This window comes from Acinetobacter sp. YH12151, assembly GCF_013418355.1.
Classification (GTDB): Bacteria; Pseudomonadota; Gammaproteobacteria; order Pseudomonadales; family Moraxellaceae; genus Acinetobacter; species Acinetobacter pseudolwoffii.
On record NZ_VPCG01000033.1, the window covers coordinates 1 to 17,603 of the forward strand.

At 40.9% G+C, this 17,603-nt stretch carries 14 protein-coding genes and 4 pseudogenes; 10 read left to right on the forward strand and 8 right to left on the reverse strand.

Features of this window, described 5'->3' with window-relative positions:
- Nucleotides 1-324: 324 nt before the first annotated feature.
- A complete protein-coding gene (locus tag FTU82_RS11660) occupies nt 325-531 on the forward strand; it encodes a helix-turn-helix domain-containing protein (RefSeq protein WP_005401581.1) in 207 nt (68 codons plus the stop codon).
- A 3-nt stretch (nt 532-534) separates the two neighbouring features.
- Here the strand turns inward: FTU82_RS11660 and FTU82_RS11665 are convergent, their stop codons facing one another.
- On the reverse strand, nt 535-1,077 hold the full coding sequence (locus FTU82_RS11665; RefSeq protein WP_180001769.1) for a hypothetical protein: 543 nt from the start codon (nt 1,075-1,077) through the stop codon (nt 535-537).
- A 163-nt stretch (nt 1,078-1,240) separates the two neighbouring features.
- On the opposite strand from FTU82_RS11665, the gene FTU82_RS11670 reads away from it, so the two are divergent.
- Complete coding sequence (locus FTU82_RS11670; protein ID WP_180001770.1) at nt 1,241-2,722, forward strand: class I SAM-dependent DNA methyltransferase; 1,482 nt, start codon at nt 1,241-1,243, stop codon at nt 2,720-2,722.
- On the forward strand, nt 2,719-2,937 hold the full coding sequence (locus FTU82_RS11675; RefSeq protein ID WP_180101364.1) for a hypothetical protein: 219 nt from the start codon (nt 2,719-2,721) through the stop codon (nt 2,935-2,937). The genes FTU82_RS11670 and FTU82_RS11675 overlap by 4 nt, the downstream gene beginning before the upstream one ends.
- 2 nt (nt 2,938-2,939) lie before the next feature.
- Here FTU82_RS11675 and FTU82_RS11680 read toward each other — a convergent pair.
- The 5 genes and pseudogenes from FTU82_RS11680 to FTU82_RS11695 form a co-directional block, all read right to left on the reverse strand.
- Nucleotides 2,940-4,099, reverse strand: a protein-coding gene (locus FTU82_RS11680) for an IS3 family transposase (RefSeq protein ID WP_180001652.1) whose coding sequence is annotated in 2 segments (ribosomal slippage) — nt 2,940-3,865 and nt 3,865-4,099 — 1,161 coding nt in all. Because the reading frame shifts where the segments join, the coding sequence is not laid out codon by codon here.
- Nucleotides 4,100-4,173: 74 nt separating this feature from the next.
- Nucleotides 4,174-4,248 (reverse strand): annotated as a pseudogene (locus FTU82_RS16435) (hypothetical protein); the annotation flags it as partial.
- Nucleotides 4,249-4,538: 290 nt separating this feature from the next.
- Entirely contained in the window at nt 4,539-6,125 is a 1,587-nt protein-coding gene (locus FTU82_RS11685; RefSeq protein ID WP_180001651.1) for a sensor domain-containing diguanylate cyclase, read from the reverse strand.
- A gap of 109 nt (nt 6,126-6,234) precedes the next feature.
- Nucleotides 6,235-7,134 (reverse strand): ParB/RepB/Spo0J family partition protein, encoded by a 900-nt coding sequence (locus FTU82_RS11690; protein WP_005093722.1) that lies wholly within the window; start codon nt 7,132-7,134, stop codon nt 6,235-6,237.
- A gap of 18 nt (nt 7,135-7,152) precedes the next feature.
- Nucleotides 7,153-7,938 carry a ParA family protein gene (locus tag FTU82_RS11695; protein ID WP_035337428.1) on the reverse strand — a complete coding sequence of 262 codons (786 nt, stop codon included), beginning with the start codon at nt 7,936-7,938 and terminating at the stop codon, nt 7,153-7,155.
- Nucleotides 7,939-8,841: 903 nt separating this feature from the next.
- On the opposite strand from FTU82_RS11695, the gene FTU82_RS11700 reads away from it, so the two are divergent.
- From FTU82_RS11700 to bioD, 3 genes and pseudogenes are all read left to right on the forward strand, one after another.
- Nucleotides 8,842-10,011, forward strand: coding sequence for a replication initiation protein (locus tag FTU82_RS11700; RefSeq protein WP_180001650.1), 1,170 nt, complete (start codon nt 8,842-8,844; stop codon nt 10,009-10,011).
- Between the two features lie 444 nt (nt 10,012-10,455).
- A pseudogene (locus tag FTU82_RS16225) lies at nt 10,456-10,644 on the forward strand (hypothetical protein); the annotation flags it as partial.
- 452 nt (nt 10,645-11,096) lie between these two features.
- Nucleotides 11,097-11,543, forward strand: a pseudogene (gene bioD, locus FTU82_RS11705) (dethiobiotin synthase); the annotation flags it as partial.
- Here bioD and FTU82_RS11710 read toward each other — a convergent pair.
- A complete protein-coding gene (locus FTU82_RS11710) occupies nt 11,521-12,903 on the reverse strand; it encodes an ATP-binding protein (RefSeq protein ID WP_180001649.1) in 1,383 nt (460 codons plus the stop codon). The pseudogene bioD and the gene FTU82_RS11710 overlap by 23 nt on opposite strands.
- Entirely contained in the window at nt 12,896-13,570 is a 675-nt protein-coding gene (locus FTU82_RS11715; RefSeq protein WP_005093734.1) for a response regulator transcription factor, read from the reverse strand. The genes FTU82_RS11710 and FTU82_RS11715 overlap by 8 nt, the downstream gene beginning before the upstream one ends.
- A 108-nt stretch (nt 13,571-13,678) precedes the next feature.
- On the opposite strand from FTU82_RS11715, the gene dsbD reads away from it, so the two are divergent.
- The 4 genes and pseudogenes from dsbD (at nt 13,679) to FTU82_RS16320 (ending at nt 17,597) form a co-directional block, all read left to right on the forward strand.
- The gene (gene dsbD, locus FTU82_RS11720; RefSeq protein WP_100535591.1) at nt 13,679-15,616 is read left to right on the forward strand and encodes a protein-disulfide reductase DsbD; all 1,938 of its coding nucleotides are present in this window, start codon (nt 13,679-13,681) and stop codon (nt 15,614-15,616) included.
- Entirely contained in the window at nt 15,613-16,461 is an 849-nt protein-coding gene (locus tag FTU82_RS11725; protein WP_180001648.1) for a TlpA disulfide reductase family protein, read from the forward strand. Before dsbD ends, FTU82_RS11725 begins: the two co-directional genes overlap by 4 nt.
- Nucleotides 16,462-16,480: 19 nt before the next feature.
- Nucleotides 16,481-17,221 (forward strand): thiol:disulfide interchange protein DsbG, encoded by a 741-nt coding sequence (gene dsbG, locus FTU82_RS11730; RefSeq protein ID WP_016659404.1) that lies wholly within the window; start codon nt 16,481-16,483, stop codon nt 17,219-17,221.
- Between the two features lie 64 nt (nt 17,222-17,285).
- Nucleotides 17,286-17,597: pseudogene (locus FTU82_RS16320) on the forward strand (DUF202 domain-containing protein).
- Nucleotides 17,598-17,603 lie beyond the last annotated feature (6 nt).

The window sequence follows — 17,603 nt, forward strand, 5'->3', positions numbered from 1 at the left end:
GTACACAGTGCACTGGGTTATGTATCGCCTTTTGAGTTTGAAGCAATGTACTATGATAAGATTAACCCGTTAGGTCAGGTGGCCTAACTTAAATAAAAAAGTCTCCGACAAACCCGGTACGGTTCATTTTTCCCAAAATTTTTTGGCTTCCCAATTTTGAATTTCATAGTTATCGAATAATTCTAAGAATTCGTGATACAACGGCAAATGTACAGGTCTCTTCATGTTCAGTCTTTTAATCTTTTATTAAAAATGAGGATTATAGTCCGTGGATATTTAATCCTCAATTAGTGATATTTCTATTTTTTGAACAATTTATTTTAAATGTTAGAATTATCTATTGAGATTGGTCAATTAATACGCAAAAAAAGAAAAGAGAAAAAAATCACACAAGAAGCTTTAGCGTTACAGTGTGGTATTGACCGCAGTTATATCGGTCGCATTGAGCGTGGCGAAGTAAACCTTACTGTTGAAAAGCTGTATGAAATCGCCACCGCACTAGAAGTAGACATGAAAGAATTATTGCCCTAATTTTTAGCGTTTTTTTCCAGTACCATATCCTCCAAATACAGTCCGACCACCAATTTTCATAGACGTGTTCTCTATCAAGTCAAATTCGTCACGAGGTTCTTTAGAGTATTTTTTGTATTTTTCTATATAGTCTTCTTCGATCTCTGCTTTTTGTGATTTAATTTCAGGTAATGGCCCTTTGTAAGTTTTTAGAAACTCCCCAAACATTTGATAATTCTCGTCTAAAAGAGTATTACTTTTACTCTTCTTTAATTTGTTATCTTCGATAAAAAAGCATGTACCAGTTCTGTATTCAAACCATCTTACTGCTTTTAGATATTCGGTCCCTTTCAATTTTGTGAAATCCAAAACTTGCATAATAAGCGTGCTATCACTGTGTTCTTTATAATGCATCGCAGCAAAGACTGCTATTTGATGAAATAGCGTGGAATGTAAGAATTTTTTATGATCCAAAAATGGAGCTAGTTCTGATTTGGATATTTCACTTACAGTTCTCAAAATTTTCTGAAATTTGTCTTTGTTGCGTTTATATTCCTCACTTTTCATGCTCCTTCCTCTTTAGCGAATAGTTTATTTAATTTCTAATCTAGATGAATTTCTTGCATCTGTGAATATAGGAGACAAATTATGTCGTTTCCCGATCAGATCTATTCGCTTTTTTAACTAAATTTTAAGACAATACCCTCAAAGAAATTTGAGAGTCATCAGCGTGATTACAGGCGAAATTAAAAGCAAAATTGACCAGATTTGGAATGCATTTAGGAGTGGCGGTATTTCCAATCCTTTAGAAGTCATGGAGCAAATGACCTATTTGCTGTTTATTCGCCGACTCGATGAAATTCAGATCACCAAAGAAAAGAAAGCTAACCGCTTAAAAACTGCTGTAGAACATCCAATTTTTACGCCTGAACAAGATCATCTTCGTTGGTCGAAGTTTGTGACTTTGGGTGATGCTGCAACTTTATATAACACGGTTGCCAATGAAGTTTTTCCTTTCATTAAAAACTTAGGTGCAGAAGATGAAACCACCTATAGTCATCACATGAAAGATGCTCGTTTTACCATTCCTACGCCTGCGCTACTTACCAAAGTGGTGGATTTGGTTGCCGATGTGCCAATGGATGATAAAGACACCAAGGGCGATATTTACGAATATATGCTCGGTAAAATTGCATCAGCAGGTCAAAACGGACAGTTCCGAACCCCTCGTCATATCATTAAGATGATTGTGGAGCTGATGCAACCGAAGCCAACAGATACCATTTGTGATCCTGCATGTGGTACAGCAGGCTTCCTTGTGGCGGCAAGTGAATACTTAAACGATCATTACTCTACTGAAATTTTTGCTAATCCTGAAGCAGCAAAACGCTTTAGCTCCGACACTTTCTTTGGTTATGACTTTGACAGCACTATGCTTCGTATTGGTTCAATGAACATGATGCTGCACGGTGTAGAAAATCCAAGTATTGAAAACCGTGATTCTTTAAGTGAAGCGCATTCACATATTGCCGAAAAATACAGTTTGATTTTAGCCAATCCGCCATTTGCAGGCAGTTTGGATAATGAAAGTTGTGCTAAAAACCTTCAAGCGATTGTTAAAACTAAAAAGACTGAATTACTGTTTTTAGCCTTGTTCTTACGGTTGTTAAAAACAGGTGGTCGTGCTGCGGTGATTGTGCCTGATGGTGTGTTATTTGGTTCATCTAAAGCGCATAAAGATTTGCGTCAAAAGATTGTGGAAGAGCAAAAACTTGAAGCAATTATTTCCATGCCGTCTGGTGTGTTTAAGCCTTATGCTGGGGTGTCTACAGCCATTATGATTTTCACCAAAACCATGTCTGGCGGTACGGATAAAGTTTGGTTCTATGACATGCAGGCAGATGGTTATTCGTTGGATGATAAGCGTAATGAACTTGATGCGTCTAAGCATGAAAATAACAACATTCCTGACATCATTGCGCGTTTTAAAAATTTAGAGGGTGAAAAAGACCGTAAAGCGACTGAGCAAAGTTTCTTGGTTGATAAAGCTGATATTGCTGCCAATGGTTATGATCTTTCGATTAACCGTTATAAGGAAGTGGTGTATGAGCAACTGGAATATGAAGCACCAAGTAAAATTTTGGCGGATTTAGAAGTCCTTGAACAGGATATTTTAAAAGGAATGGCTACGCTTAAGGAGATGCTTAAGTGAGTTTTTTTAAAACGAGATTGGATCAAGTTTGCTTAATACGCAGAGGTTCAACAATCACTAAGAATCAGGTTAAAGCAGGAAAAATACCTGTAGTTGCAGGTGGTAAGACTTCTACAATTTCACATAATGAAGCTAATCGTGATGCAAATACAATTACAGTAAGCGCATCAGGGGCAAGTGCAGGATACGTTAATTTTTGGCAAGTTCCTATTTGATCCTAGACAGTATCGTGGACAACCAGCCCCTCTAAATTCTTGAAATATTTCTGTTCAAAGGCTTCTGGACTTAACCAGCCATTTGCAGAATGCCTTCTGATTCGATTGTAGTAAACTTCAATATACTCAAACAAGATAGCATTTGCCTCTTTTCTCGTAGAAAATACACTGCCATGTACTACATGCCCCTTCAGCGTATGGAAGAAGCTTTCGGTCACTGCATTGTCCCAACAGTTTCCTCGTCTAGACATACTCTGAGTACAATCATTTTTCAGTAACAGCGCTCTAAAATCACGACTACAGTACTGTGAGCCTTGGTCCGAATGAACCATAACACCAGTTGGATAACCCTGACGAGCCATTGCATAATTAAACGCATCACACACCAATTGACGGTCTATTCGATAGCTGGTTTGCCAACCGACAATACGACGGCTGAATAGATCCAGCATCACACATAAATACAGCCAACCTTGCTTAGTACGGATATAGGTAATATCTGTTGTCCAGATCTTATTGGGTTCATTGACCGTAAATTGACGATCTAACAAGTTAGGTGCTGTAGGCAAACGATGGTTTGAATCAGTCGTATGCTTGTATTTACGTGCAATCCTGCTACGTAAACCAAGCTTTTTAAGCATTCTTCCAACGGTTCGTTCGCTCATGCTGTAACCTAAATCATGCATGTCATGTACCAATGAAGGTGCACCCAATCGTGCATGATGCTGCCAATATACGGCTTTTAAATCATTATATTTCTGCGCTAGATTGGTCTGGCGTTTTCGCCAGGCATAATAGCCTGAAGTGCTGACACCCAGGCATTTACAGGCAGAAGATACAGTGACTTCATTCACATCCAGATCTTGAATTACCGTGTACTTTTCTTGGCATGATCTGTCAGAAAGTACACATGCGCTTTTTTTAAGATGTCATTGACTTCCTTAAGCTGTTTGACTTCTTTCTCTAATTCCAAGATCCGCTGTTGTTCTGGTGAAAGTTGACGTTTGCTTGAACCTGCCGGATTGGTTTCACGAATCCATTTATCTAATGTTGAATAACCCACACCTAATTTCTGGGCGATTGCAGCTACAGACTCGTGTGAGTTTGAAAGTGCATAATCAATCGCTTGCTGTTTAAATTCGGGACTAAAACGTTTAGCCATTTCTTGAATCTCCAAAGATTAAAGTTACGTTATCTTTAGAGGGACGTGCTGTCCATTATTTTGTCTAGGATCACCCCCATGGTGCCGCGCAAAGTATTGGCAATATTCCAGAGTTGTTTTTGTAACTGTTGTAGTTGCACCTGGGTCATTGTTATAGAAGTCCAATTAAGTGAATCATTAATTAAATGATTTTACCTAAAATTCTAAATCATGCAGCAGTAAAAAGGAGGAAAAGGACATGAATTGTCGTGCTTAATTCACTTTATTTATCCATTAAAGCTCCCCAGACAGACCAATATGCCAAATTTTACCAGTGCATGCTCGGGCACAGACTGAAGCTGATCTCGATTAAAGCTCATGTAACTCCGCAAGGTCACTGTGCTGAACATGCTTGAGCAGAAAAAGATTTAAAAAAATCAATCCTGTTTGTGCCGACATTTTACTTGGCTAATTTTTGCGTCATACGAACACAGTTCCGCCCATTATTTTTCGCTTCATACAGCTTATTATCTGCCATTTTAAAAACCTGTTTGACGCTTACTGAATCTCTCGGACAGAATGCGATACCCACGGAAATGGTGATTTCTTCAACTCCTTCAATTTGACTTGCTTGCATACTCGTTCTGAGACGTTCGGCAGCATTGAAAGCAACCCGAATATCGGAGGTCATCATCAGTACGATAAACTCTTCCCCACCAGTGCGACAGCAGAGATCATGGCTTCTGAAATTTTTCTGCATTAAAAAAGCCAATCGCTTTAAAACCTCATCTCCGCGGTCATGTCCATAGCTATCGTTGATCTTTTTAAAGAAATCAATATCGATAGCGAGTACCGCAAAATGAGTACCCGTACTGATTAATTCATCCAGAAGATATTGCATGCCACGACGGTTATAAAGGCCAGTCAAGGGGTCAATATTGATATGTTGGCGTAATTCTGAGATCTTGTTATTAAATGTTTTGGAGCTCAAAAGTAGCGAGGCCCTAAACTTGAATACCTCAAAATACCAGGGATCAACCTGACTGATTTTATCCTGAATATCATTTCGATTTAACATACTGGCCATTTTCGCCAAACGATTCAGCGGCGAAGAAATAAATAGCGACATCCGCCAGACGATAAAGAAAATAAACAGATAAAAGATAAATATGCCAATAGAAACTTTTAAAATTAATTCATTGGCCTGTTTAAGAAGTTCATCCGTAGGTTGCTGTGAAACCACAATCCAGTTCACACTGGGAACATGTGCAAAACCGGCCAGGTTATCAATCCCCAAGCTATTCGTTAGACGGACGGATCCTTTCTTGTTTTCATTGATATAGTCAAGACCAGTATTATTTACAATTTTTTCGCCAATCCGACTCGAATCTGGATGGAAGATAATACGGTTCTGCTGATCAATCACATACATATAACTTTTTTTGAAATCAAATTGATTGAACAGCATTTCACTGATTAAATTATTCTTCTGCAGATAAATCGTACCGCTGATAAAGCCCTTATAATTTTGATTCACATCGTAAATAGGCTGTGATATCAACACAACCAGATTTTTTTTGCTTGACCAATAGGGTGCCGAAATATACGCCTTTTTGCTTTTAAGTGATCCAACAATACCCGCTGTATTATAGGGCGTGTGGAATTTTAGGTCTAATGATACTGGTGCATAAGCAAGTATCTGATTTTGCTGGCCCACCATAAAAACACTGTTAAAGTTATTCGACTGGTTTTTGAGCCGTTTGACTTCAGCCTGTCGCAGTGGCGTATTGTAAAAGTTTTGCCCTAATTGCTGAGCACTATACTGCAACTCCTGCAACATATTACTGACATCACGATTCACCCCCATCGCAATCTTGGCTGCGTATTTTTCATTTATAGAGAGTGAATTCTGAATTAGTTGCTGTTTAACCACATAATTCAGAATAAACAGGCTAATCACAAATAAAAAGGAAACGCTGAGGATCGTTGAAATCAGAATCAGCTTGCGTAAATTCAGATTCAAAGATAAAAGTATTTTATATAACAACTGAGCCCCCAGGTACCTTAGGTTGTATTACTCTATTTAATGTAACTTGAAATCCTCTCCGACCTAAATTGAAAAAAGCACTGTAGCAAGTTGCTACAGTGCCTTCATTTTATTTTTTCAGCATTTTTTTCAGCAAATTTTCCAGCTCTTGTAAATTTTGCTCATCAAATTCACTCATTTTTAATGACACTTTTAAAATGTTGTGATCAAACTTAATATTCCCTGCGACTTTTCCATCATATTCAATTTTATGCACGATTGACGTTTTAATTGGCTCTTTGTTTTCTTTCGACTTTAAAATTTTTTCTGCCAATAAGGCCAGTTTTGTTTGCTCAACTTCTTTTTTCAGTAATTTCGCCCAAGCTTCTAGCAGTGCTTTTTTAGCATTACTGTAATTCTCTTCATAATCTGAAAGAAACTTTTTCACAGCTGTGGCGGCAGTGCGTGCCAACAATGTCGGTTGTTGTTCTAAATCGGCAATCAGTTCTTTCGGTAATTTTTCGAAAGATAGATATTTATACATATCCTCTCGATTCATGCCTAATGATTTTGCCAGCTTTTGCTTGTTCTTTTTTAATTTCTCATCCAGAGAACTCAGACCGACATAAATTTCATAATCTGTTAAGTCTTCCCGTTTTAAATTCTCAGCCAAGGTTAACAGTGCAACTTCTTCATCTGATGCATCGATGACAATCACTTCAATGGTGTTTTTATTGAGAATTTGATGCGCTTTCAAGCGTCGTTCACCTGCAATTAACTCATATTTGTCCTGTACTCGCCGAACTGCAATCGGCTGCAATAATCCAATCTCCTCAATCGAGGCTGCTAAATCTTCAATATCTTGCTGATTGAATATTTTTCGTGGCTGATTGGGACTAGGTTGAATGTCTGTAATTTGGACATTACGACGTAATTCTTTCACATCGTTGACATGCTCTTGCTGAGCTTGTTGATGCTTTTGAGTATTTTGCTGAAGACGTTGTGCCAACAATTCTTTTGTACTTACCATAGGATTCTCAGAGTGCCTTTATTCAACACGATTGATGATTTCTTTCGCTAAATCTTGGAACGCTTTACGAACTTTAGAATTTTTATCTACGCGCAACAATGGCTGTTGTAAAATTGCTGCTTGATTGACTTTCGTACTCATTGGAATGGTCGTTTTTAACAATTCGCCGACCTGGCTTAAAGCTTCATCTCGTATCAGTTTACAGACGTTTTGACGTTCATCATGTTTAATCAGCAAAGCACCTAACAGTTTCAATTCGGGATTGACCCGTCTTATTTTACTTAAATGGTTAATTAAGTCAGTGACACCATATAGGCCATATTGTGAACCGGATTCAATCGGCACCATAACATGGGTAGATGCAGCCAAGGCATTACTGGTCAGAAGTTTTAGGCTTGGAGGACAGTCAATCAGGATGAAATCATATAATCCGTTTAATAATTCCAACTTGTTAGAGAGCTCTTCAGAGGGTCTTGGGGCATCATCTTTAAGTTGGTCTTCTGTTTTACCTAAAGTAAGTGAACCATAAATTAAAGAAACATTTTTAAAATTGGTTTCTTCTTGTAAGGCATCAGACAATAGGTTCAAATCACCTACCAGTAATTCAGCAGAAGTGGTTTCAACCTCACTCGGATGTCTTAATCCGATATGTAAACTTGCATTGGCTTGTGGATCTAAATCAATCACCAATACTTTATGCCCCAAGTCTGCTAGCTCTGCAGCCAGATGAACAACCGTGGTGGTCTTCCCGCAACCACCTTTATGGTTTGCTACAGCAATAATTTTAGTCGATTTATTTGTCATATCAGACCCCATTCGAATGATCCTAATATAGTGGAACTTGTAGCAACTTGCTACACTTTATTTGAATGATATTAAAGTACGAATCAATATCGGCTAACAAAGAAAACAAATTAAAGTTTTATATAAAATATAGCTAGCTAATTATAATTAGTATTAATTAATATAATTAAGTAATTATAATTAGGACAATTTTTCCCTTTTTAAAACAATATCTTACGTCTTTAAAGGTGGAAGGTTTGTCACCGAAAAGTGGAAGGTTTGTCACTGAAAGGTGGAAGACTTGTCACTGAAAGGTGGAAGACTTGTCACTGAAAGGTGGAAGAGCTGTCACTGAAAGGTGGAAGACTTGTCACTATGGTGGAAGACTTGTCACTGGTTTAAAAAAAAACATGAAATTAAGTTATAAAAATATTTAAATTCAAAACTTTAATCTGTTGATAAGTATCATGATCTGACTTTAAAGGTGGAAGACTTGTCACGCTTATTTTTATACTTGTGGATAAGTTATGTTTTCCCTTTAAAAATTGCAAAAAAAAGTCCGATTTAGTACTTGATTCTCTCTAAAGGTGGAAGCTTTGTCACTGAAAAGTGCTAAACCAAATGATTTTTTCACTTATAACGGTATTTTTGGCCACAAAAAAATGCAAAGAAAACGATTTAAGCTCTTCTCAGTTGATAAAAGTGGAAAGCTTGTCACTAATAAGTGGAAATTTTTTCAAAGTTTCCACCTTTGGGTTAAGGATTAGGCTAAATCTAAAAAAATGATGACATGCTTTCCACTCTTGATCTTTAGCACATCCTTTTAAAGGGATAAGCACTTAAAGTGAATCTGTAAGGTGAAGATGTTGAATGTTATTCCACTTTTATGTATAAATAGGGGGAATAACTTTTAATTTTTCACTTATGAGCGATTTTAACGAAAAACAAGAAATAGAATATTTACCTTATTGTATCGGCAATATTCGACAGAATGGAGTGGTGAGTACCAGTAACCGCTTAATTCGCCCTATTGAATTGTCTTCTAATGAATATAAGGCACTGCTTTATGCAATGGCGGTTGCAAACTATGGTGAAAAAAATAACCAAGATCGTGAAATTACCGAGAAAACCTATATCTATCTGCATAAAGAAGATTTGGGGGAATTGTTAGGACTCAATAAGAAGAATTCCATTAATGTGGCTATTGACCGGATTTATAGGGAACTTTCATCTCGGGTTGCTCATTTTGTAATTGAAGAGCCTGTAGATGACGTCAAGCGTAAAGTAAAAAAAGTCCATTCTGTGGTACCGATTATCCGGGAACTGCGCTGGGAAGATGATGCCAAAAATGCCTTGCAGATTCGCTTTACCAGTGAAGTGCTGCCTTACTTCACCCGTCTGGCCAGTGGGAATTTTACCACTTACCAGTTGAAAGATTTATTTGCTTTAGACTCTGTCACAAGTATGAGTCTATATTCTTATATTGTTAAAAATGAATTTAAGTATGCGAATCTCGACACCTATGAAGTTGAACTCACCTTAGAGAATTTAAAAGCGTTGATTGACATCGGTGAAAAAAAATATGACCGTTGGGTAGATTTTAGGCGTTATATTCTGGATAAAATTGTTGAAGAAATTAATACTAAAACCAGTTTGCAGCTAGAATATGACACTATTAAGAAAGGCCGTCCTATTGTGGGTGTGCGGTTTAAAATTATGAGTGGAGATACTGAAGCGGCTCTCCCGCAATTTAACGAAAAAACTCAAATCTATCTGGATGTAGATTTTGATGATAATGCCATCGTGAAAGAGCTGGGGGCAAAGTTTGATATGACCGTACGTTCCTGGTATATCTATGCCAATGATCCGAATTATACGCAGTTCAGCAAGTGGTTTAAGACCGAAGGCTGTTTAACCGATTCTCAGGCGAATGTTATTGTGAACGATATTATGTTTCAAATGGATTTTGCTGTGGCCGGTGCATCCATGAATGATTTCAAGAAAGAGATGAAATATAAGCTCAAAAATGATCCGACTTTTGTTCAGGAAAATCGCGAGCGTTTGAATGAGATTTTTGGTAAAGAAATTATTTAAAAAGTGTAGCAAATTGCTACAGCGCATTGAAAATATTCCGGGTGAATGATTTTTTTTTGCATGTCTGACATTTTTCGCAAATAACTAGAATATTTCTGGTACATCTTTTTAGTGAGATTAGCGGGCGCTCATTGGGAAAATGTCGCAGTTCGGACTTGCTACATCTTGTCTAAAATACAAGTGAAAATACCTAAATTCTGAATATCTAAAAAGTGTAGTAAGTTGCTACACTTTTTTCTTGGGGTCAAAAACTTACTATTATTCACGCCATAATCCCACGAAAAACTATGTCTTTTGCCACCTTCTTACGATGGCATGATTGAAAATTTTAGGCGAAATCACTGGATTAATGAGTTCGTGATTTGGACTGTCATAATCATGCCCAGGTGCAACAGCTACAAAAAGTCTGGAATATTGCCAATACCTTGACTGGCATCATAGAGGGAGAATTTGAAGCCAGAGACGATAAAAAATGTACTGGAATATTACGAGTTCTCCAAGCATTTGTTGCGTAAGGAAGAACTTAAAGACTCGCCAAATTATAAGGTGAAGCTATTTGAACGGGATAATGTGTTTAAACATCTGCTGATTAGAACACAGCAGTTGATTGAAAAGTTTTATGTGGAGTTTTAAAAACAGCCCGTGATGTGATCCGGGACAGGATGGGATCATGTTACAGCAGTGAATGATTATCTGGAGGCATCTCAGTTCATGGATTTAACTGAAGGTATCAGCGCTTATGTCAGTTGAAAGACTCCTTCGATTTACAGGAATTTTGCCAGCCATATAGTGTCTAAAAGCAATCGATTGACTTATGCCAACGGAAAAAGAAAGTAAATAGTAACAGCTCAAAGAGGCATGATGCCTCCTTATTTATTTTGTATGCTAAATAGCCTAAGTATGACAGGCCATTACTCAAATAGAAGAAAAGATTTTAGCAGTGATTCAGTGCAATGACCGGGATTTATCATATAGAACGGAGCAAAAAGGGACTTGTGAAAGCGTACCAGTAATCACTTCTATTTTTTTGAGCTTATTTAACAACATCCTCAATTATTTTTTAAATTAAGTTGCACTCAGGTGGCAAGCTGACCATGCCAGAAATCTTTAGCTATCCGGCCTCACCGCATCTGGCATCTGAACTGGATCGGCGTTCAATCGATTTCGAAAAAATTCAGCAGGCAGCCACTATACTGGCCGAGCGTTATGACCGGGTTCTGCTTGAAGGAGCGGGTGGATTAATGGTGCCGCTGACCCGGGACATGCTGACGATCAATTATATTGCAGCGCATCACTACCCTGTCATTCTGGTGACTTCAGGCCGTCTGGGCAGTATTAATCATACTCTACTGAGTCTGGAGCTACTCAAACAACGTGAAGTCACGCTTTATGCTGTGGCATTTAACCATGCTGATGACCACCAGGATCAAACGATTGCGATGGATACCATTCAATATTTAAAGGAGTATCTGACCCGGTATTTTCCAACAGCCGTATGGCTGGATATCCCTAAGCTTGCATGTCACGCTTAGACATGCCGTACTTTATTTCAATGCTGAGCCCACCATAGGGTCGACGGGCATTGAAAGAGAGCTGATAGCCATATTGTTTTAACAGGTTAGCAGTTAATGCCAGTCCTAAACCATGGCCATGCTGCTGAGCAGATTTGCGCCAGAAGCGTTGTCCTAAATGTTGAATATCTTCTGCTGTAAGTTGCTGGCCATTATCTTCAATCACCAGGCAACCAGACTGCATGGAAATCCAAATCTGTTCAGCCTGTGCATGCAGCAGTGCATTCTCAAGCAGATTTTTCAGTACGGTATACAGCACAAATTCAGGTAGCTGAATTTCGCCTAGACTTTCCCATTTCACCTGTATTTTTTTGTTCATTTCTGGATAGCGTGTACCTAAGTCTGCAAGAACTTTCTCAAGTGTGGGGCGAAGCCAGATGGCCTCAGTCATTTCCTGGAGACTGTTTTCTGATTGGGTCAGCAATAAAAGCTGCTCGAGTAATAGTGTATAACGCCGGATACTCTCATTGGCCTGCTGCAAATTGTGCTGAATGGATTCAGGCAGGTTCTGCTGCTGACCGATCAGCTGTGCCAGTTGTACATGGGTTTTAATTGCGGTCAGGGGACTGCGTAATTCATGTGCAGCATAGGCACTAAAGGCTTTCTCCTGTTGCAGACTGTCATTGAGTTTCTGAATCAACTGCGTGGAATTGTTGACAAAAGGCTGTACTTCTTGGGGAATGCTTGCAGGCTTGAGCTGCATTAAAAAATCTGCCGCCTCTGAATAGCTAAAGTTTTTCTGGTTCAGGTATTGACTGAGCTGATCCAAAGACCGGAACTGTCTGCGGATAATAAAGATGATCAGGGCAATACAGATTAGCAGTGAGAAGACCAAGGGAACCAGTACGGACTGTAGAATCTGCTGTAGTAAGGTATCCCTCAAGAACATACGTTCTGCCGCCACCACCTGAATATCACCACGACGCAGGACATAACTGCGCCATTCCGTATCACCCTGCTGCCAGGTGCTGAATCCTTCTGGTCGCTGGCTTAAATTTTGGGGGGCACCGCGTGTTTTGGCAATGACCTGATTATCTAACGAGATGTCAGAGCTAAAAAGAGAGACTTCACAGGCAATTAACTGGTTTGCATCATCATTCTTGGCTAATTTGGATAAGGTTGCATCCCCCAGACTATCCAGCGGTAGCTGCTGAATCAGCCGGGCAACCATTTGCGCAGATGCCGATAGGCGTTGATCCAGCGTGTCTTGTAAACGTTGTTTCAGGTCAATATACAGCCATGAAAATACCGCACTCCACAGCACAATAAACACGGCCAAAAGACTCATGGCCAAACGCCATTTCAAGCTGTGCTTAAACATGACGATGCTCAAACGGTTTGAAAATATAGCCCACACCACGAACGGTCTGAATCAAGTCTGGATGTAGTTTTTGTCTCAGGTGATAAATGTGTACATTCAGGGCATTGCTCTCGATAGCGTCCTGAAAACCATAGAGCTTGTCAATAAGCTGTTCATTTTTCAGGATCTGGTTGGGGTGGCTCATCAGGGTTTCCAGCAGGCTGAATTCACGGCGAGATAAACTCACGGCCTGGTCTTGGTAGGTCACAGTCTGGGTATCCCGATTCAGAACCAGGTCATCAAATTGCAGTGTATTCGAGGCAAAGCCGCGGTGGCGACGGGTGAGGGCATGAATCCGGGCAATCAGTTCCTCCAGCTCAAAGGGTTTGGTCAGGTAGTCATCGGCACCGGCATTCAGGGCCTGAACACACTGATCGGTCCGCAGCCGTGCCGTCAATACCAGTACCGGGAGATCAATCTGGTCGCGTCGCCAGCTGTGCAGCAAGTCCAGGCCATCCTGATCCGGCAGGCCTAAATCCAGTAAACACAAATCGACAGCACTATGCCGGATAAAATAATCTGCAGCACGTGCGTGACTGACATGCTCCACTGAAATATTCAGATAGTTCAGAGCAGCACAAATGCTCTGTGCGATATAGGGATCATCCTCAACCAATACAATAAACATAGAACATCCTGATCAAACTGCCATTATTTTATAAATGATTTGGGCTGTTAATGTTGTCTTAATTTTAGTTTTTCAATAATGCAGTCCTAACAGGAGGAGATCAGCTGGATGTTGAAGTGGATATTGGGTGCCGTGATCGGCGGTGGAATCATGACGGGAACTGCACATGCAGACTTTTTACCACCGGATCAGGCTTTTCAGTTTCAGGTGGTTTCTACAAGTCAGGATCAGGCAGAGCTTAGCTGGAAAATCGCAGAGGGTTATTATCTGTATCATGACCAGCTTAAAGTGTCTCATCAGCAGACCCCAGTCAAGTTGGCATTGCCCAAACCTGAAGACAAAGATGATCCCAATTTCGGTTTGACTCAGGTGCATTATGGGCAAGTCAAAACCAATATGAATGTCCAGCCCAACCAGCAGTTTGCGGTGCAGTGGCAGGGCTGTGCAGAAAGCGGTTTATGTTATCCGGTGCAACGCACCACAGTAAAAACTGATGCAGATGGTTTATTTCCAGCGCAAAACTTGAGCAAGCCTCAAAAGCTGCTGGCCAGCACTACACAGCCAGAAGCAAACGAAAAGATTTTGACTACTCAGAAAGATGAGCTCCAAGCTATAGGGCAAACTCAAAGTACAGATCAAGCACTGGCTGAAGAAAAGGTGGAGAAAGTGCAAGTCGCTGCAGTTTCCGACCCTGTCGTGCAGCCTGAGGTGGAATTAACAGAGAAAAACGACCAGCTTATTACAGACCCTAAAAATCAAACTTCATCAGCAGGCATGAATGACCAGTGGAACAATGACCAGTATTTTTTAAGTTTGCTGTCGAAACAAGGTCTGTTGATTAATGCTCTGATTTTTCTCGGGCTTGGCATTCTGCTGGCATTTTTACCGTGTTCTTTACCTTTAATTCCAATTTTAACGGGAATTCTGGTTCAGCAGCACCGGGGCTACCGTGCTGCACTGATTGCGCTGGTCTTTGTTTTGGGTATGGCACTGGTCTATGCGGTCATAGGACTTGCTGTGGCACAGCTCGGTTACAGTTTTCAGCGCTGGTTTCAAAGTCCGATATTCATCAGTATTTTCAGCATTCTGTTTGTTTTGTTCGCGCTTAATCTGTTCGGAGTATTTCAGCTGTCCTTACCTCAAGGCATGTTACAGCGGCTGGATCAATGGCAGCAAAAGCAGAAGGGTGGCACGCTGATTGGTGCTGGTCTCATGGGCATGATCGCGGCACTGATTGTCGGGCCATGTATGAGTGCACCGTTGGCCGGTGCCTTAATCTATGTGTCTCAGCTTAATCAACCGATTTTGGGTGCCAGCTATCTGTTTGTCTTAGGCCTTGGGCTGGGCTTGCCACTATTTATCGCAGCTGTATTTGGGTCCCATCTTTTACCCAAACCTGGCATCTGGATGGATCGCCTGAAGTTTAGTTTTGGCTTTGTCATGCTGGCCCTGGCCTTGTATTTTGCCCGCCCCCTATTGCCCGGCATTTTATACCTGAGCCTTTTGGGTGTAGTACTGATCACCTGTTCAGGCTACTTCTTGTTCAAGATGCTGCCCCATGTGCATCGGTCTGTATCGAAAATAGTCCTGATGCTGCTCAGTGGTTTACTGGTCTTTGCAGGAGGCATGCAGCTCTATCATGTCTGGAGTCAGGTACAGGTCGCCCATGTGGAATCACGGCTTGAATGGCAGAAGGTCAGTACAGCCGCAGAATTGCAACAGGTTTTAGCCAAACATCCTGCACAGCCAGTGGTAATTGATGTGTATGCGGACTGGTGTGTGGCCTGTCAACCGATTGAAAAGGAAGTGATTCCACGTAGTGATGTCCAGACGGCTTTACAAAATGTGGTTCGTATCAAATTAGACCTGACCCACTATCATCCAAGTCAGGATGAGCTGCTAAAAGAATGGCAAATCCTCGGTCCACCCACCTTTATATTTTTAAATGCAGCGCATCAGGAGCAGCGTGAGTTGCGCTTGACCGGAAGCTTTAGTGCGGCACATTTACTAGGCACATTGCAGCAACTACAAGGGGAGCAACCATGATGATTTCCAGTGATGCACTGCATCTGGGACCTTTGATGTTGCCTTGGACACTCATGATTGTTGCCACTGGCTTGATGCTGTTATCTGCCCTCCTGTTTGGATTAGCCAGAAAGTATTCATGGTCTAAACAGCTGCTTGGCCAAAGTCAGGATTTGCTCTGGAGCAGTTTTTTGCTAGGGATGCTGGGTGCACGTCTTGTTTTCGTTCTGCTCAATGCCGAGCTGTATTTTGCAGCACCCATCGACATACTGAAAATCCAGGACAAAGGTTTTCATTTATGGGGTGGGGTGCTGATTGGCGCTTTGTGGTATGTCATTCGCAACAGACAGCTGCAGACCCGATTCAAAGCCATCTTGCTGATCATCTTTGTACTCTGGGTCGGGCTTGGGCTCGCGTTCAAATCCAGTCTAAAAACTGAAGCAGCGTTTCCTGATCTAGCCTTTGCTGGACTAGAACAGGAACGTCTGGGTACAGATAAGATTCCACTCAGCCAATTCATTGGCCAGCCCACGGTAATTAATTTGTGGGCGAGCTGGTGTCCGCCGTGTCATCGCGAAATGCCGGTATTGGCCAAAGCAGCCAAGCAGCATCCTCAAGTGAATTTTGTCATGCTGAATCAGGGTGAGGAGGTAGCCACCGTAAATGCCTATTTAAGAAAACATCAGTTTCAATTTAAACATGTCCTGCTGGACCCATATGGTGAACTGCCACAGCAGCTGAATAGTTTTGGCCTGCCAACGACGCTGTTTTTTAATGCTCAAGGCCAGCTGGTCGAGCGGCATATGGGGGAACTCAGTCCGGCCATGTTGCAGCAATATTTAAACAGAATTTCAGATCAACCTTAAAAAAACGGAAGGACTTAGTATGAACAGAATTTACCGGGTACTGGGTGCAGGCATGTTCCTGATCATGAGCATGCACACGCAGGCGAATATTAAACAGAATATTGAAAAACAGGGTTTTGTGTTTGTAAAACAGATTCCGGCACCGCAAGGAATGACCGGTTGGGTGGGGCATGAAGACCAGTACTCCAATACAGTATTTATCTCCAACGATGACAAATATTATATCAAGGGCGAACTGTTTGATGCGCAAGGGAAAAGCCTGTCCAATGAGCAGATTGAAAAGCATATGAAAAAAGCGGTATTGGATGATGTCTGGAAAACCCTGGAAAAATCGACCTGGATTCAGGATGGCAAGCCGGATGCACCACGAGTGGTTTATGTCTTTTCCGATCCGAATTGTCCATATTGCTATAAATTCTGGCAGGCGGCTCGGCCTTGGGTCGAATCAGGCAAGGTACAGCTGCGTCATATTCAGGTCGGTGTGATCCGTGAAGAAAGCCGTGGTCAGGTGGCAACATTGTTAATGTCGAAAAATCCAGCAGCAGTTTTTAATGATATAAACAAGAATAAAGGCAAAAAGCAGCTCAAGAAAATGGCAAAGATTCCTGCAGAAATTGCTGCAAAAATTGATGCCAACCAGGCCCTAATGGGGAAATACGGCTTTTTCTCCACACCGTCGATGGCCTGGAAAAATAACCAGGGTGAATTTAAATCTACTCAAGGCCTGGCGATGGACGTCAAAGAAATTTTTGAACAATAAGATCGGATGAGATATGTCCACTTTGGATCATCCACGGGTATTGTTTGCTTTGGAATGAACCGCTCTGGCAGGGAACCGGAATGGTCTGACATTAATTGCATTTGGTTTTGTGATTGAAAAATCCAACCGGCTATTGTAATTAGTCGATCATGAACGTTATGCATAAAAAATAGCCTATGCACAGTGGATGGGGATTGCGGTGATTGTGTTTTGCATGTTGGTGAATATCGCCTCAATCCTGCAATATCGAGGGGGATGGACATCACTGGGACCGCCGGAATTTATTGAAGGTTATTATACCCAGCATCCTGTATGGCTAAACCTGTTTACTGCTTTTAGCGGGCTGCTTCTGATCATTTCTTTTTGGTTGCATTAAGAGGAG

Coding starts and splice junctions, on each gene's coding strand:
- FTU82_RS11690 (WP_005093722.1), bottom strand. CDS start 7,134: ATGGTAAGTACAAAAGAATTGTTGGCACAACGTCTTCAGCAAAATACT.
- dsbD (WP_100535591.1), top strand. CDS start 13,679: ATGTTGAAGTGGATATTGGGTGCCGTGATCGGCGGTGGAATCATGACG.
- FTU82_RS11695 (WP_035337428.1), bottom strand. CDS start 7,938: ATGACAAATAAATCGACTAAAATTATTGCTGTAGCAAACCATAAAGGT.
- FTU82_RS11700 (WP_180001650.1), top strand. CDS start 8,842: ATGAGCGATTTTAACGAAAAACAAGAAATAGAATATTTACCTTATTGT.
- FTU82_RS11710 (WP_180001649.1), bottom strand. CDS start 12,903: ATGTTTAAGCACAGCTTGAAATGGCGTTTGGCCATGAGTCTTTTGGCC.
- FTU82_RS11660 (WP_005401581.1), top strand. CDS start 325: ATGTTAGAATTATCTATTGAGATTGGTCAATTAATACGCAAAAAAAGA.
- FTU82_RS11715 (WP_005093734.1), bottom strand. CDS start 13,570: ATGTTTATTGTATTGGTTGAGGATGATCCCTATATCGCACAGAGCATT.
- dsbG (WP_016659404.1), top strand. CDS start 16,481: ATGAACAGAATTTACCGGGTACTGGGTGCAGGCATGTTCCTGATCATG.
- FTU82_RS11665 (WP_180001769.1), bottom strand. CDS start 1,077: ATGAAAAGTGAGGAATATAAACGCAACAAAGACAAATTTCAGAAAATT.
- FTU82_RS11725 (WP_180001648.1), top strand. CDS start 15,613: ATGATGATTTCCAGTGATGCACTGCATCTGGGACCTTTGATGTTGCCT.